14 protein-coding genes and 1 pseudogene are annotated in these 16,437 nt (G+C 37.5%); 14 read left to right on the top strand and 1 reads right to left on the bottom strand.

The features are described from left to right. The 9 genes and pseudogenes from RT41_RS04900 to RT41_RS10785 all read left to right on the top strand — a co-directional run bounded on the left by RT41_RS04900 (position 1) and on the right by RT41_RS10785 (position 10,567). Positions 1–1,050, top strand: a complete 1,050-nt coding sequence (locus tag RT41_RS04900; protein WP_096817867.1) for an NAD-dependent epimerase/dehydratase family protein — start codon at positions 1–3, stop codon at positions 1,048–1,050. Continuing rightward, positions 1,051–1,992, top strand: a complete 942-nt coding sequence (locus tag RT41_RS04895) for a glycosyltransferase (protein WP_054639774.1) — start codon at positions 1,051–1,053, stop codon at positions 1,990–1,992. Positions 1,993–1,998: 6 nt separating this feature from the next. Further along, entirely contained in the window at positions 1,999–3,075 is a 1,077-nt protein-coding gene (locus tag RT41_RS04890; protein ID WP_096817863.1) for a glycosyltransferase family 4 protein, read from the top strand. 53 nt (positions 3,076–3,128) lie between these two features. Further along, on the top strand, positions 3,129–4,103 hold the full coding sequence (locus RT41_RS04885) for a polysaccharide pyruvyl transferase family protein (protein ID WP_096817861.1): 975 nt from the start codon (positions 3,129–3,131) through the stop codon (positions 4,101–4,103). Then, the gene (locus tag RT41_RS04880) at positions 4,096–5,622 is read left to right on the top strand and encodes an oligosaccharide flippase family protein (protein WP_096817859.1); all 1,527 of its coding nucleotides are present in this window, start codon (positions 4,096–4,098) and stop codon (positions 5,620–5,622) included. Before RT41_RS04885 ends, RT41_RS04880 begins: the two co-directional genes overlap by 8 nt. Positions 5,623–5,636: 14 nt before the next feature. After that, on the top strand, positions 5,637–6,941 hold the full coding sequence (locus RT41_RS04875; protein WP_143467349.1) for a glycosyltransferase family protein: 1,305 nt from the start codon (positions 5,637–5,639) through the stop codon (positions 6,939–6,941). A gap of 1 nt (position 6,942) precedes the next feature. Beyond that, positions 6,943–8,052 carry a non-hydrolyzing UDP-N-acetylglucosamine 2-epimerase gene (wecB, locus tag RT41_RS04870; protein WP_054639766.1) on the top strand — a complete coding sequence of 370 codons (1,110 nt, stop codon included), beginning with the start codon at positions 6,943–6,945 and terminating at the stop codon, positions 8,050–8,052. 200 nt (positions 8,053–8,252) lie between these two features. Further along, a pseudogene (locus RT41_RS10790) lies at positions 8,253–8,323 on the top strand (KxYKxGKxW signal peptide domain-containing protein); the annotation flags it as partial. Positions 8,324–8,398: 75 nt separating this feature from the next. After that, positions 8,399–10,567, top strand: a complete 2,169-nt coding sequence (locus tag RT41_RS10785; protein WP_143467347.1) for a beta strand repeat-containing protein — start codon at positions 8,399–8,401, stop codon at positions 10,565–10,567. Positions 10,568–10,768: 201 nt separating this feature from the next. Here the strand turns inward: RT41_RS10785 and RT41_RS04860 are convergent, their stop codons facing one another. Next, positions 10,769–12,148, bottom strand: a complete 1,380-nt coding sequence (locus RT41_RS04860; protein WP_245811606.1) for a GH25 family lysozyme — start codon at positions 12,146–12,148, stop codon at positions 10,769–10,771. A gap of 176 nt (positions 12,149–12,324) precedes the next feature. Here RT41_RS04860 and guaB point away from each other — a divergent pair, with 176 nt between their 5' ends. From guaB to RT41_RS04835, 5 genes are all read left to right on the top strand, one after another. Then, a complete protein-coding gene (gene guaB / locus RT41_RS04855) occupies positions 12,325–13,806 on the top strand; it encodes an IMP dehydrogenase (RefSeq protein ID WP_096817851.1) in 1,482 nt (493 codons plus the stop codon). A 170-nt stretch (positions 13,807–13,976) separates the two neighbouring features. Further along, positions 13,977–15,071 carry a ribosome biogenesis GTPase YqeH gene (gene yqeH, locus RT41_RS04850; RefSeq protein WP_180752687.1) on the top strand — a complete coding sequence of 365 codons (1,095 nt, stop codon included), beginning with the start codon at positions 13,977–13,979 and terminating at the stop codon, positions 15,069–15,071. 28 nt (positions 15,072–15,099) lie between these two features. Further along, on the top strand, positions 15,100–15,540 hold the full coding sequence (gene msrB, locus RT41_RS04845) for a peptide-methionine (R)-S-oxide reductase MsrB (RefSeq protein ID WP_054639761.1): 441 nt from the start codon (positions 15,100–15,102) through the stop codon (positions 15,538–15,540). Beyond that, positions 15,530–16,093 (top strand): NUDIX hydrolase, encoded by a 564-nt coding sequence (locus RT41_RS04840; RefSeq protein WP_096817849.1) that lies wholly within the window; start codon positions 15,530–15,532, stop codon positions 16,091–16,093. Before msrB ends, RT41_RS04840 begins: the two co-directional genes overlap by 11 nt. 84 nt (positions 16,094–16,177) lie before the next feature. Next, positions 16,178–16,435, top strand: coding sequence for a hypothetical protein (locus RT41_RS04835; RefSeq protein WP_096817847.1), 258 nt, complete (start codon positions 16,178–16,180; stop codon positions 16,433–16,435). Positions 16,436–16,437 lie beyond the last annotated feature (2 nt).

Here is a 16,437-nt window from a genome sequence, read left to right as displayed (position 1 = left end):
TTGTTAACATATCAAAATAAAGTTGTCCAAGCCGATATTCAATTGATTATCAGTCAGAAGAAAATTAACTTTGAAAAATTAAGAAATAAAACAGTTCTAATAACGGGTGTTTCAGGAATGTTAGCAACATATTTAGCCTATACCCTTTATTATTTGAGTGATAAAGAAGCTTTCAACATTCAAATTATTGGAACAGCAAGAAATATGGCTAAAGCGCGTCAAAAATTTGAAGGTCTTTCTGAAGATTATTTCACGCTTATCCAACACGATGTAACAATTCCTTTTCAAACAAATCATCAAATTGATTTCATTATTCACGCTGCTAGTAACGCCAGTCCCAAATTTATAACGACTGATCCAGTGGGGATAATAAAAGCCAATACGATTGGGACTTTAAATCTCTTGGAGTTTGCCCAAACACAAAAAATAGAAAATCTCCTTTTCTTATCCACTCGAGAAATTTATGGAAAAGCAATTAAACAACAATTGTCAGAAAACGATTATGGTGGATTTGATATTTTAGCAGCTCGGGCTTGTTACCCAGAGAGTAAACGAATGGCAGAGACGCTTTTAATGAGTTATTATTTACAATTTGGTATTCCATTCAATGTGGCACGCATTGCGCATACCTATGGCCCTGGTATGGAAATCGGGAATGACGGTCGCATCATGAATGATTTGATTTCTAATGTTGTAAATTCACAAGATATTATTTTGAAAAGCGACGGAAGGGCCGAACGAGCATTTTGTTATCTGGCTGATACAACAACAGCTTTATTCTTTATTTTGCTGAATGGTGCATCAGCACAGGCCTATAACGTTGCTAATGAAGATGAACCAATCATGATTAGAGATCTCGCACATAAAATGGTCGAATTATTCCCAGAAAAAGGTTGCTCTGTAGTTTTTGACATTCCAAAGACGATGAGCAGTGCTTACAGTAGGGATGGGCGAACGGTTATGGAAATGACAAAGATTGAGCATTTGGGGTGGCAAAGGCAAGTGCGTCTTGACCAAGGCATTAAGAAAACAGTTGAAAGTTTTGAGTAAATGATGAAAACAGCAGTATTAATGGCAACCTACAATGGGGAAAAATTTTTAGAAAATCAATTGGATTCAGTCAGAAATCAAGAATTAAAACCTGACTTTGTCGTTTTTCGTGACGATTGTTCGACGGATGGTACCATTGCTTTTCTTAAACAATATATCGCTAGATACAATTTAGAAAATTGGCTTATAAGAGAAAATGAAACGAATTTAGGTTGGCGTTTAAATTTCAGACAGCTCCTGATTGATTCACAAGAGTTAGATGTTGACCTTGTTTTCTTCTCTGACCAAGATGATACATGGAAATTGGATAAAAACCGTCGACAAGTTGAGGTATTGAAAGAACACCCAGAAATTGAAGTATTAAGTGGTGACATTGAAATTAAGAAGATATCTGAACAAGCGACCATACCGACTTATTTCGAGTTTTCTGACCATTATGCACAAATTTCAAAATATCCAGCCAAAACAACTTATAATTCATTTCGGTCAGGTTGGACCTTGGCAATACGTCGCTCGTTAGTTGACGCAGCACTTAAGTATTGGAAACCTGAGTATAATATTACCCACGATGTTCTTTTTGCGACTCTGTCAAGTTTGACAGAAACTGGCTATAACTTAAATCAAACGGTCGGTATTCATTTGCGCCATGCCGGAAATGCGAGCGGGAAGGCCTTGTTGACCATTCATGACCCTAAAGCACTGCATGTATCAGAACTCTACAAATTTGTTGGATTTTATGATATTATTTATAAAATCTTAAAAGATCGAGAATCAGATTATGCACCTGAAATAAAAAATTATTATGAGTTTTATGTCAAACGTCATCATTTGGCGTCTGAAAATAAGATCATTCCTGTATTTGCTCAAATCTTTACAGAGTGGAAATACTACGCAGGAATGAGTGGACGAATTCGCGATGTCATATTTGCGTTTAAAAAATAGGAATCAATGAAAAAAATAAATTTTGTTTTACCAGCCAATTTTGACCGACCAGTAGGAGGCTTTAAAATTGTCTTCCAATATGCCAATGAACTTAACCAACGAGGCTATGAAGTATCTATGACTTTTCTCTTCAATATGAGAGAAAAGCATTTTCTCATTTCTAAAGCACAACGGTTTGTCAATAATCACATTCACCAAGTTGTAAAACATAGTGAAGAATTGACCTGGTTTGATTTGGATAAAAATGTTAACATTTATTATGATGTTGCGACACAAAACGAATTTCCCGACGCGGATTTTGTTGTGGCAACTGCCGCACCAACGACAACAATTGTGTCCAAGTTGCCTGAAACGAAGGGGAAGAAATTTTATTTCATTCAAAATTTTGAAACATGGTTTTATGATGAATCTGTAGAAAAAATTAATGAAACTTACAATTTAGGGCTAACGAATATTGTTATTTCCAACGAATTGCGTCAGAAAGTAATCGAAGGATCAGGCAAAGAACCTAAATATTTACCCAATTTTTATAACCCAGATGAATTCTTTTTGGCAAAGCCAATCGAAAATCGTGACAATATCGTTTGTTTAATCAATCATACACACGAGGTGAAACGTACAAAACTTGGTCTTGAAATACTCGCAGAGGTTAAAAAACAAGTTCCAGACCTAAAAGTTGAACTTTTTGGTGCTTATGAGCCTGTTACCGAATTAGCTGACTATGTAAATTTTACATACAAGGCTAATCCAGAACAACTACGTAATGATATTTATGGCAAATCGAAGATTTATTTATTACCAAGTGTCCTTGAAGGATGGGTTCTGACAGGAATGGAGGCAATGGCTTGTGGAGCAACGGTTGTTTCAAGTCGAATTGGTGGTATCGTTGACTATGCAAACGATGGGAATAGCATCTTAATTGAACCAGACAACAAAGCAGCCTTCGTAAAAGCAATTGTGGATTTATTAAACGATGCAGACAAATGTGAAACTTTGGCGAAAAAAGCGCGTGAAGAAGTCCAACAATATCGTATTGAATATTCAAGCGACATCTTAGAGAGGATATTACAAGGTAATGAGTAGCCTTTAATATTTTACAAAGCTCTAATGAAACTTTAAGATTAACTGGAGGAAAAATGACAAAACTAATTACAATTTGGGACACATCAGTTGGTACCCTTAATGTTGGTGATGAAATTATAAACGAAGCTGTAAAAAAAGAACTTTCTGACATTTATCAAGATGGCTACCAACTTGTATCTACAACAACACACGATATCATTGGTCGCCGAAGTCGTTTGATCATCAAACGTAGTGAAGCTTCTTTTGTTGCTGGGACAAATATCTTATCTTCTAAATATAAACACTTCAGAACGAGCAATGGTTGGAATCTACGTTATCGAGACGCTTTTCTTGTTCGTGATGTTATCTTATTAGGTGTTGGCTGGGAGAATTACCAATCTAAACCATCGTTTACGAATCGTTTTATGTATCAACATATTCTAAATAAGAATATTATTCATTCGGTTCGCGATAACCACACGAAAAAGATGCTTGAGAGCATTGGTATTTCAAATGTTGTTAATACTGGTTGTCCAACACTTTGGCGCTTATCCCCAGAACATTGTCAGACAATTCCTCATCACAAGGCAAAAAAAGTGATTACAACCGTAACTGATTATCGTAAAGACAAAGTTGCTGATGAAAAAATGTTGAAAACTTTGAAAGATAATTATGAAGAAGTTTATTTGTGGCTCCAAGGTTCTTATGATGAAGACTACTTTGATCAATTAGATTCTGATGTGATTAAAGGAATTAAGAAAATTCCAGGTTCATTACAAAGATATAATGAAGTCTTAGAAGATCCTGATATCGAATTTGTAGGAACTCGTCTTCACGCAGGAATCCGAGCAATGCAAAAGGGCAGAAGAGCAGTGATCATTGGAGTAGACAATCGTTCAATTGAAATGAAAAAAGACTGGGACTTACCTGTACTTGAACGTGAAAATATTGATTATTTAGCAGAATATATCAATCAAGATTTTGAAACTAAGATTAACCTAGATTTTGAATTGATTGAGCAGTGGAAAGCACAATTCAAACATGAATAATACTTCTCAAAATAAAAGTCTTATTATTAATTTAGTTTCGGCGCTTTTGATTTTTGTTGTAAATTTATTGATTAACTTTATTCTTTCTCCATTTATCGTCCAAAATTTAGGGGCTGAAGCGAATGGTTTCGTGCAACTAGCAAATACTTTTGTTTCATATGTTAGTATCATTACTATCGCGCTCAACTCGATGGCTTCTCGGTTTATTACGGTGTCCTTGGTTAAAGGAGAAAAACAAAGGGCAAATCAATTTTATTCATCAACTTTCTTTGGAAATGTTATCTTACTAGGGGTATTAATCATCCCAATTGCGGTTATGATTTACAATTTACAACACTTTGTAAATATCTCTCCATCCTTAGTTGGTCAAGTAAAGTATCTATTTAGCTTAATTTTTATTAGTTTTTTCTTATCAACTGCAGCTCCCGTGTGGACTGTTGCAACATTCGTGAAAAATAAAATCTATTTGCAATCAATTGGAACAATGTTATCGACATTGACCAGAGCGATTGCCATTGGTTTATTATTCATGGCTTTTAAACCAAAGATATGGTATCTCGGAATTGCCGCAATCCTTTCAACTCTGATCCTTCAAATTTGGCAATTTTACTGTAAAACTAAAGAATTAAATGAGCTTAAAGTTAAAATTGAAGATGTAAAATGGGAGAATATCAAAGAATTACTTGCAAGTGGTATTTGGAATTCAGTGAACCAGCTTGGAATTTTGCTATTTGGTGGTTTGGATCTTATCTTTTCAAATTTATTTATCAATGCGAAAGCAATGGGGATCGTTTCGATTGCCCAGATTGTTCCCAATTTTTTAGGAAGTTTGCAAAGTACAATCACAAATATCTTCACACCCAACATGACAATATTTTATGCCAAAGGGAAAATTGAAGCGCTAAAAAATGAAATATTTAAAGCCGGAAAAATTAATATTGCCCTACTAGGAATTCCTTTTACAATCCTTGTTGTTTTTGGGCAGGAGTTTTTCCACTTATGGATGCCGAGTCAAAATAGTGTGTTGCTCCAACAACTTTCTGTCTTATATACGCTTAGTTTTTTGCTGATGGTTGGTATTATGCCTCTTTGGAGCATCTTTGTTATTGTCAATAAAACAAGGACAAATTCAGACACGGTAATTATTAGTGGAGTAATAAGCGCCATTTTGACTTTAGCTGCATTAAAATTTACTAATCTCGGTGTATTAGCCATTTGTGGTGTCAGTTCAATCGTAGCGATCTTCAGAAATATTATTTTTGTGGTTCCTTATTCAGCGAAGTATATTGGATTGAAGTGGACGACCTTTTTTCCACTTATCTTTTTGACAATATTTAACTTTGTCGTTGAATTTACATTAGGAAAAGTACTATTGCATTTTATGACAGTTGATTCATGGCTAAGTCTAGCTACTGCAGTCATTATTTTCGGATTGCTAAGTATAGTATTAAGTTTTGTTATATTGCTAAATCGTAAAGAAAAAGCCTATTTTTTCAATTTTTTGAAGAAAAATAAATAATAATGGATAGAGATATGAAGAATATTGTTTTATTAATGTATAATTTTCCTCCACTTGGTGCTGGAAGAGGGATTGCTTGGACTTATTTCTGTGAGCAACTTTCGAAGAATTATAATGTAACAGTCTTTACTGTTGAAGCAAGTGAATTTGACCCTTTTTATAATGCGGATAAGTTAAATTTAATCACTGAAAATTATCAAGTCAACAGATCAAATCCAGGGGTGTTGTATGAAAGAAATGTAAATTCATGGAAAAATTCAGCCATAAATCCTGCCACACATAAAGTTAATAATAATTCTGCTTCAAGTGAAACATTTTCCAAAAAATTAATCAATAAAACAAGAAAAATTCTTCTTTTTCCAGATAGTTATGTGTTTTGGAATAAAAATTTAGAAGAGGCAGTACTTGACTTTAGCAAGGACCACCAAATTGATTTAATTATCTCAGTTGGTTTTCCATTCTCAACACACTTGGCGGCATCTAAATTACAAAAAAAATTGAATACAAAACTCATCTTAGATTATGGTGATCCTTGGTCATTTAATCCTTCAACAACGACAATTCCAAGGGAAAGGCAATGGTTTGACAAAATTGTTGAGGGGCGTATCTTAAGGAAGGCAGACTTTATTACTGTTACAACTGAAAATACAAAAGAGATGTTTAAAAAGAATTTTCCCTTTGTTCAAGGTAAAATCGATATTATCACACAAGGTGTTTTCACTAAAGATTTTTACGATAAGGATTTGATTCATGAAAATGAGTCAAGTGTAATCACGATGTTTTATGCAGGAACATTTTACAAGGACATTCGCAATCCATCTTCCTTTTTCGAAGCCCTCTTGAAAATAAATCAAATCGATTTGAAAGGCAAAAAAGTAAAAATCATTATTGCTGGTAACATGGAAGACTATGTTTTGACCCAGATTGATAAATTCTCTGATGGAGGACCAATCGAAATCAAGGCATTAGGAAATCTTCCTTTCGATTTAGTGGCGGATTATCAAAAGAAAGCTGATGCTTTATTATTTTTTGGTAACTATGGTGGTGTTCAGGTACCCGGGAAAATTTTCGAGTACTTGGCAACAGATCGGCCAATTTATGGTGTGATTCCAAAAGGTGATGAATCAGAACGTATTATCAACAGATATGATAGAGGAATTATTTCTGATTATGATGAAGGAAATATTAAAGCATCATTTATTAACTTTATCGACGAAGTCGCTAATAAGAAATATAACCAGCTTGAACCTATTAAGGATTATGACTGGAAAAATATAGCTGAAAAATATGAAAAAATAGTAGGGAGCGTATTAGGTTAAGATGAATGAAATCAAAGTAATGAGTGTTTTTGGTACTCGACCTGAGGCAATCAAAATGGCTCCATTGATTAAACAATTGGAAAAAGATGAGCGTTTTAAATCAATCACGGTTGTAACAGCCCAACATCGACAGATGCTTGACCAAGTTTTGGATATATTTAAAATTATCCCTGATTATGATTTAGATATCATGAAAAATGGTCAAACCTTAAGCGATATTACGAGCCGTGTTTTATTGAAATTAGATCCAGTCATCGAGGAAGCTCAACCAGATATTATACTTGTTCATGGAGATACAACAACAACTCTAGCCGCATCGCTTTCAGCATTCTATCATCAGGTTAAAATCGGGCATGTGGAAGCTGGATTAAGAACATGGAATAAATACTCTCCGTTCCCTGAAGAAGCGAACCGCCAAATGACGGATGTTCTTGCTGATTACTATTTTGCCCCTACAGCTAAGAGTAAAGCCAATCTCTTAGCTGAAGGACATGATGAGAAGAAAATTTTTGTAACGGGTAATACAGCCATCGATGCGATGAAATACACAATTTCTACCGATTATTCCAATGATCTTCTGGATTCAATCAAAAATAAAAAGATTGTATTGGTTACTATGCATCGTCGCGAAAATTTGGGAACCCCTATGATGAATGTTTTCAAGGCAATTAATCGACTTGTGGAGAAACATCCGGATGTAGAAATTGTTTTTCCAATTCACAAAAATCCAAAAGTTAGACAAAACGCAGCGGAAACATTGATAAAATCAGAACGAATTCATGTGATAGAACCTTTGGATGTCGTTGATTTCCAAAATTTTGCCAATCACAGTTATCTTATTTTGACGGATTCAGGTGGAGTACAAGAAGAAGCACCTTCTCTTGGCGTCCCAGTTTTAGTTTTGAGGGACACCACAGAGCGTCCAGAAGGAATTGAAGCAGGAACACTCAAAATGGTTGGTACAAATGAAGCAACAGTTTTTGATAATGCTGATTTATTGCTCAGCAATGATGAAGAATATGCTAAAATGCACCATGCTGAAAATCCCTATGGAGATGGAAAAACCAGTGAACGTATTTTGAAAATTCTTTCAGAGCAACTAAAAAAATAAAACGAGAGCAATCTTGAACAATTAAAAAATACCTGTCAGTAATGACAAGTTTTTTTATACCAATTTTTCCTTTAAATGGCCAGGATATTACTGATAAATAGTTAGTAATATTTTAAACTTGTAGTTGACAGATTACAAAAAAAGGTATATAATGTCTTTGTAATCGATAAATTACTTTATTCATATAAAAGGAGAATAAAATGGAAACAAAAGATTCAAACTTCCGCACATGGAAGTCTGGCAAGACTTGGCTCTTTGCTTCGGCTGCTGTNGGGGGGGGGGGGGGGTTGCCACTACCGCACATGCTGACACTGCAGCAATTACAGCAAACAATTCTGTTGGAACCGTGCCAGTCTATCAAGTTGCGAAAGGTAATGACCATTTCCTTTCGACTAACAAAGCTTATGTTGATACCCTTTTAACTAAAGGTTACAATTCAGAGAGAATCGTTGCTTTTGCTTATGCTTCAAGTGCTGTTCCAGTACAAAGCTGGTACAATCCATCAGCAGGACACTATTTTACAACTGATAGTTCTGCAGCAAATGTTGCACGTTTGAAAGCTTTGGGTTACACTCAAATGTATTCTTCAAATTTGTATTCCGCTGGTCAATCCGATGTTGATGCTGCACCTGTTTATGTTACATATAACCATTCCGCTAATCATTACTACTCACAAGATCAAACTGACGTCCCTTCTGGATATTCTAACCAATCAATTTCATTCCTTGGTGTTAAAGCAGCAGCCAGTATAGTTACAAACGCTGCAACAGTTACAGCAGGGGCAACTAACGCTCAAGTCGAAGCTGCTGTTGTAGATCAAACCAGTGTTGATGCTGGTGGTAATTCACTCTACAAGAATGTTAATGGTGTTCTTACAGTAAATTCATCAGTCCTTACATTGTCAGGCCTTGACACAACTAAGACTGGTACTCAAACTGTAACAGTTAGTCTCGCAGGAACCAGTGTAACAGCGACTGCTAAAGTCACAGTTGTAGCTCCAACAGTATCATCTACAACTGGTGCCGTATCTACCTCTGTCATTAAAGGTGCAAATACTAGTATCCTTAGCTCAACAACTGGTCAGCCAACAGCATATACACTGAATGGTTCGACAGCATCAGAAACATATACGAATGCTAGTGGTGTATCAACAACAACGACTGTACCAAGTTCTACACTCAATGTAGCCACTGGAGCTACTGTTGACCCTTATGTTGGATTGACTTTACCAACTGGTGGTCTTGTCGCAGCAGCTGCAGCAATTACAACAACAAAAGCTGTTACAGCATCACCAACAGCTGACCAATCAGTTTTGTATAACGGTACTGGAGATGCATTAGTTACAGACTTCCCTACATATTCTGAAGCAACTTCTACATATTCTTCAACACCTCTAACAGTTGCTGAAATGAAAGCAGTTGTTGGCTATACTTGGGATGATGTTGATGCTAAGACGACTGGCAATACAGGAACTCTTGACACAACTAAATTACCTGTTGGCGATGTTGTCACAATCCACTATTACACAACTGATGTAAATGGTGTCAAGACACCATTGGCAGACACACAATTGACTGTTCAAGCTGCAGCAACGACTACAGCTGTTAATCCAGCCTTCAAGATTGATACGACGAAAGATACAGAAGATACAACAACCGGTGCTGTTGATGGTACTTCTGGTGCAGTCGCAACAAATGGTGTGGTTTCTGGTGGAAGTACGTTGACACTTGGACAAACAGTGCTTGGCGGAACTACTTTTGACCCAGCTAGCTTGACTACTATGGCTAAAGCTACAGGTGTTACTGAAACGATTGTTTATGTACCAGCAACAGATACTTCTGCTACAACTGACGTCGCTCAAGCTGCTACAGATGTTACTGCAGCTCAAGGTTTGGATGAATCTTTAGCAACATATGCTGCTGCAAAATATACTGCAAAAGGACTCACTATCCCTTACACTATTGTGACATCAGTAGATACTACTAAACTAGGAACATATACAGCTTACTTCTCAAATCAAAAAGCCACTGGTGCAACTCTTGTTAATGGAGTCGTTACACTTCCAACTACAACAATGACTTCTGCTGGTAGCTTGACATATACTGTTGCTAAATCTACAGCTACACCAACCACGTCTGCTTCTGCAACAGCAGCTCGTGCTGCAAATGGCACAATCACAGTTTCTGGTTACGGTACACTTCCTGTTGTACTTGTATCTTCAACTGCAACTGCTGACTATGTTGCTTATGCTCCTGCTAGCTATTTGGATGCACTTGGCACTTCAACAATGACTTTGAGTAATAACTCAGGCACGTTGACAGCAGTAGCCCCAGCTTCACAAACCATCGCTGACCCATATGCTCCAACATCAGAAACAGTTGCAATGACCACAACTGATTTGGGTGCACTGACAGGTACTGGCTCTACTGGTTCAACAGTTAGTTACTCGGATGTTAAGGTAGTAGCATATACTTATGCTGGTAATACAACTTATGTTGCCTTTGCTACTAAATAATTTTGATAAAATTTAAAAAAAGTCGAGCAACCGCTCGGCTTTTTCTTATGCTCAAGGTGGAGCGGGTAGAAGGTTCATTTCTGGATTTAATTTATCAAAGTAATAAAGATTAAAAATTAATCCATACCGTCAAGTTGAAAAAAGCACGCAAAAACGTGCTTGAATGCTCTGTGAAAAGCGTTTTTGTTAAAACGGACTTTTTTATGATTTTAAACCGTACCAAGAAATACCTTCGTAGTTCCAACCTGATTTAGAGAGGACATTTTTTTCGTTCAAATCAGTGGTAAATAGGTGTTGCTTTATTCCAGAATTATATAGCCGATAAACAGGTGTGTCGCCAGTGCTTGAAGTGGCTGCGTAAAAGACAATCCCCTCATAGTTCCAACCCGATTTAGAGAGGACATTTTTCTCGTTCGTATCTGTTGTATAGAGGTGCATCTTGATTCCTGGATGATAGAGTCGATAGACTGGAATCCCCCCAGAGACGGGAGCATAATAGCTGATCCCTTCATATTTTCCCCAGCCTATATTTACTAACGTATTTTTTTCGTTTAGACTTGAAGTATAGAAATGTTCTAAGTTATTTGGGTTGTAAAGTCGATAAACTGGAGTGGATGTTACAATGGGAATATTAAAGAAATTTCCGAAGTCAACGGAGGTATCTAGGTTATTATTTTGAAGATTTGTTGTACTGTTAAAATACATCTGGCTGGTATATTGCCAGGCACCAAATTGTGAATTATTGGTGTATTCTGTTGGCCAACTGTAGGTTCCAGTTGAATTTAGAGCAGGAGTGTCTGCTGGATATTGAGCTACCCAGAGATTTTTTGCTCCTAGAACGCTTGGATTCATAACTGATGAATTCGCCCAACTTTGTTGAGTATAGTATTTTACATTGGAGAAACCATTATTATTAAGAACTGTAGCAAATGTTTGAGCTCCTGTTGTCCAGCTACTTACTGCGGCTCCTCCTGTAGCTTCGCAGTCGGCAATCATTACTGTACTGGAAGGGAGTGGTGAATGAGAATCTTTTTGAAGATTTGCTTGGACGGTGGCTAACGTGTTGAGGAAGAAGTTTGCTTCAGTTGTTGCGTCAGCTACAGCACTTGGAGAAGTGGACGTGAGTGGAGGAAAATAGGCAAAATGATAGAGGGCGATATTTAGTCCCGCATTTTGAGCCATTTCAATTTGAGATGTAGCGTAACTGTTTACCCAACCGTAACCTTTAGCATTAGCAGAACCTCCTGAAAGTTGGATAACAACAGTTTTTACTCCAGCTGCTTTTAACGCATTGAAGTCAGATTGGTTAAATGTAATGGTTTGGTTTCCTACTGTCCATGTGTTGGTATTTGAAATATCAACGAAATCGGTTGCTGGGAGATTAGAGATAGAAGGATTGAGATTGACTGGGATTCCTGTCGCTGCAGAGCTTGATGAAGAGGTACCAAGGATGGAGCGTTTTGCCTTTTGTGTGAGCGAATCCCCCATTGCTGGTTGCCCTGTCGTGGGATTGTATTCAGCGAAAGCTGGTTTTGCCACAAAAATAACTCCTGTCAGTGCTGACAGCAATAATAATCTCATAATTTTATTTTTCATACTTCTATTGTATTATATAATGAAAAAAGTTACAAATAAAGGACGTAGTTTTTGTCTACTTTAAATAATATTGGTTTGAAAAAGTGTGAAAATCGTGATAGAATAGATGAAATATATATTAGGCTGAAAGTCTTTAAAGAAATATTGGAGGATTATTTTCGATGTCAAACTGGGAAACTAAGTTTTTGAAAAAAGGATTTACTTTTGATGATGTACTGCTTATTCCAGCAGAAAGTCACGTATTACCAAACGAGGTGAGCATGAAAACTCGGCTTGCTAAAAATTTGACGTTGAATATTCCCGTGATGTCCGCAGCAATGGATACCGTTACTGACAGTAAAATGGCGATTTCAATGGCGCGTCAAGGTGGATTGGGAGTGATTCACAAAAACATGTCAATAGATCAACAAGCAGACGAGGTTCGCAAGGTTAAACGTTCTGAGTCAGGTGTTATTACTGACCCATTCTTTTTGACCCCTGAGCATAAGATTGAAGAAGCAGAAAATTTGATGGCAACCTATCGTATTTCTGGTGTACCGATTGTTGAAACGCTAGCAAATCGCAAATTAGTTGGGATTTTGACAAACAGGGATTTGAGATTTGTCAGTGATTACGATCAATTGATTAAGAACGTCATGACAGCGGAAGAATTGATTACAGCGCCTGTTGGAACAACTTTAGATGAAGCAGCAAATATTTTGCAACAACACAAGATTGAAAAGCTTCCTCTTGTTGATGATTCAGGTAAATTGGCAGGCTTGATTACAATCAAAGATATTGAGCGTGTAATTGAATTTCCCAACGCTGCCAAAGATGCTCAAGGTCGTTTGCTCGTAGCTGGTGCTGTTGGTGTTACTTCTGACACCTTTGAACGTGCAGAGGCGCTCTTTGCTGCTGGTGCTGATGCAATTGTCATCGATACTGCCCATGGACATTCTGCAGGTGTTTTGCGCAAAATAGCTGAAATCCGTGAACATTTCCCAGATCGGACATTAATTGCTGGAAATATTGCGACTGGCGAAGGTGCACGTGCCCTCTATGAAGCTGGTGTTGACGTGGTGAAAGTTGGGATTGGTCCTGGCTCAATCTGTACAACTCGTGTTGTTGCAGGCGTTGGGGTACCACAAATTACAGCCATTTATGATGCAGCTAATGTAGCACGTGAATATGGCAAGACAATCATTGCTGATGGTGGAATCAAATATTCTGGCGACATCGTCAAAGCACTTGCCGCTGGTGGAGATGCTGTTATGCTTGGCTCAATGCTTGCTGGGACTGACGAAGCGCCCGGCGAAATGGAAATTTTCCAAGGTCGGAAGTACAAAACCTATCGCGGAATGGGTTCGCTTGCTGCAATGGCTAAAGGGTCTAAAGATCGTTATTTCCAAGGTGCTGTCAATGAAGCTAATAAACTTGTTCCAGAAGGAATTGAAGGCCGCGTAGCTTACAAAGGCGCAGCTGGAGACATTATCTTCCAAATGATGGGAGGCTTGAAAGCAGGAATGGGTTATACAGGTGCTGCTACAATCGCTGAATTACATGATAAAGCTCAGTTCATTGAAATGTCAGGCGCTGGTCTGAAAGAATCGCATCCTCACGATGTTCAGATTACGAAGGAAGCCCCAAATTACTCAGCACTTTAAATAAATTTGCTATAATTTGATTGAATAGAACCGCTTCATTTTTTAGATGATCAATTTAAAATGATTCAAGAAAAGACTGTCACTAATGACAGTCTTTTCTGTTAATTATTGAGGACTAAAAACCTTTTTAAATATGGTATAATTGCCATATGAATGATAATGAAAATATGATGGAAGAGTTGCGTTGCATAGGCTGTGGCGCAGTGATTCAAACAGAAGATAAAGATGCACTTGGATACTTGCCATCAGGTGCTTTGAAGAAAAAAATTGAGAATGATGAGGATTTGTACTGCCAACGCTGTTTCCGTTTGCGACACTACAATGAAATTGCTCCAACCGCTTTGACAGATGAGGATTTTTTGAAGTTACTCGAAAAAATTGGCAAACAAAACGCCTTGGTGGTTAATGTCGTTGATATTTTTGACTTCAATGGCTCGCTGATCCCGAATTTGCACAAGTTGACGGGTAATAATGACCTGCTCATGGTGGCGAATAAACGAGATATTTTGCCAAAGTCGCTAAAAGTTAATAAAATGACAAACTGGCTTAAAGAACAGGCAGCAAAATCTGGCTTGAAACCAAAAGAAATCCGCGTGGTTTCTGCGAAAAATCGCGATGATGTAATTGATTTGATGGGAACGATTGAACATTACCGGAAGGGACGAAATGTCTATGTGGTTGGTGTGACCAACGTAGGGAAATCAACATTGATTAATGCAATTATCAAGCAAGCGTCTGGAAGTCAGGATGTTATTACGACGAGTCGTTTTCCAGGGACAACGCTTGATATGATTGAGATTCCTCTAGATGCTAAAACAGCGATTATCGACACACCGGGGATCATTCACAGAGGTCAAATGGCTCACTATTTGGCTCCTGAGGACCTCAAATATGTTTCACCTCGCAAAGAAATCAAGCCAAAAACTTATCAGTTGAACAAGGGGCAAACATTGTTCTTTGGCGGTTTAGCACGATTTGATTTTATTGAAGGCGAGAAGCAAGGATTTACTGGATATTTTGATAATGAAATCAATGTTCACCGAACTAAATTAGAAGGTGCAACTGAACTTTATGAAAAACACGCGGGTGAATTGTTGGCCCCAGCACTTGTCGGAGCAAAAATGGTTCGTAAAGAATTCAAAGTAGCTGAAAAAACGGACATTGTCTTTTCGGGACTGGGTTGGGTCCGCGTTCCTGAACGAGCAATCGTGGCTGCATGGGTACCTGAGGGGGTCGATGTGGTAAAAAGAAAAGCGTTGATTTAACAATTGATTCAGGCTGAAAGGGGCAAAAATGGCATTCGAAAAAGAAAAAGCACAATTAAATGATTTGTCGTACAGAGTTACTCAAGAGGCTGCGACAGAAGCCCCTTTCACTAACGAATTTGATGACTTTTTTGAAAAAGGACTATATGTAGACATTGTTTCAGGTGAGCCTTTGTTTACGAGTATGGAGAAGTATCATTCAGGCTGTGGCTGGCCAGCTTTTACAGCTCCAATTGACCGTTCTGTAATTCAGGAAAAACGTGACCAGACCTTTAACATGGAGCGGACTGAAGTACGTTCAAAAGATGCGAATAGTCACTTGGGACATGTGTTTGCTGATGGGCCCTCGGAAAGTGGTGGATTACGCTACTGTATTAATTCAGCTGCCTTACGTTTTGTTCCTTTTGACAAACTGGATGAGGAAGGATACGGAGATTTCGTAGATCGCTTTGAAAAAAATGAGAAATAAATTGCAAATTTTATTGGATGAGTATACTCCTGAAGGCCAACAAGAAAGTTCAGACCTCAATATCTTCAAAAAAGCTGCGGAAAATGAGGTTAATTTAACGAGAGAAAGCTTGGGCCATTTCACGGCAAGTGCTATCGTTGTTAATGAAAGTCATGACAAAATTTTGGGGATTTTTCATAAAATTTACCAAAGCTGGGGCTGGATGGGAGGCCACGCTGATGGCGAAAGTGATTTACTTGCAGTTGCTTTGCGTGAAGTTCAGGAAGAAAGCGGTCTTACAAAGTTGAAAGTTTTGCAAGATTTCCCGATTTCAATTGAAAATGCCACTGTCGCTCCGCATATTCATCGTTCAAGAGGCTATGTTTCAGCTCATTTACATCTGAATGTCACTTTTCTATTTGAAGCCTCAGAGAAGGAAGCACTCAAGCTAAATAAAGATGAAACAGAAGGTCTTGCTTGGATTCCAATGTCAGATTTTGTTGAGAAATCAACAGAACCTGAGATGAAGATTATTTATAAGAAAATCATCAATCGGATTAAGGAAAAATATTGATCACTAAGCGATAAGCCTATTAACAATTTTCTTGATTTTAATCAAGAAATAATAATTCTGTTGACATAAAGAATTGAGGTAAAGATGGATACTATTTTTGAAGAAATAATCAATGCGCTCAATAAGACAACGCAAGAAGGTGGGAAAACTTTTGAATCGGGTAAATTCGTAGGCCTTGGTTGGTGCTTTAGACAGCGGAAAACGAGTAATTTTGAAGGGCCTTATCCGCTAATTGCCCTGAAAGTCCAAAAAAATGCTGTTCATCTTTACTATCCTTTTTGGCTTTTCTCAAGTACCGAAATTCAGAATTTTCAAGAGAGGTTCTGTTGCAAAGTTTTCTGATA

This window comes from Lactococcus fujiensis JCM 16395, from assembly GCF_002441655.1.
Lineage (GTDB): Bacteria > Bacillota > Bacilli > Lactobacillales > Streptococcaceae > Lactococcus > Lactococcus fujiensis.
The sequence above is the reverse complement of the archived record's forward strand: the minus strand, read 5'-3'. Positions and strand labels throughout refer to the sequence as shown.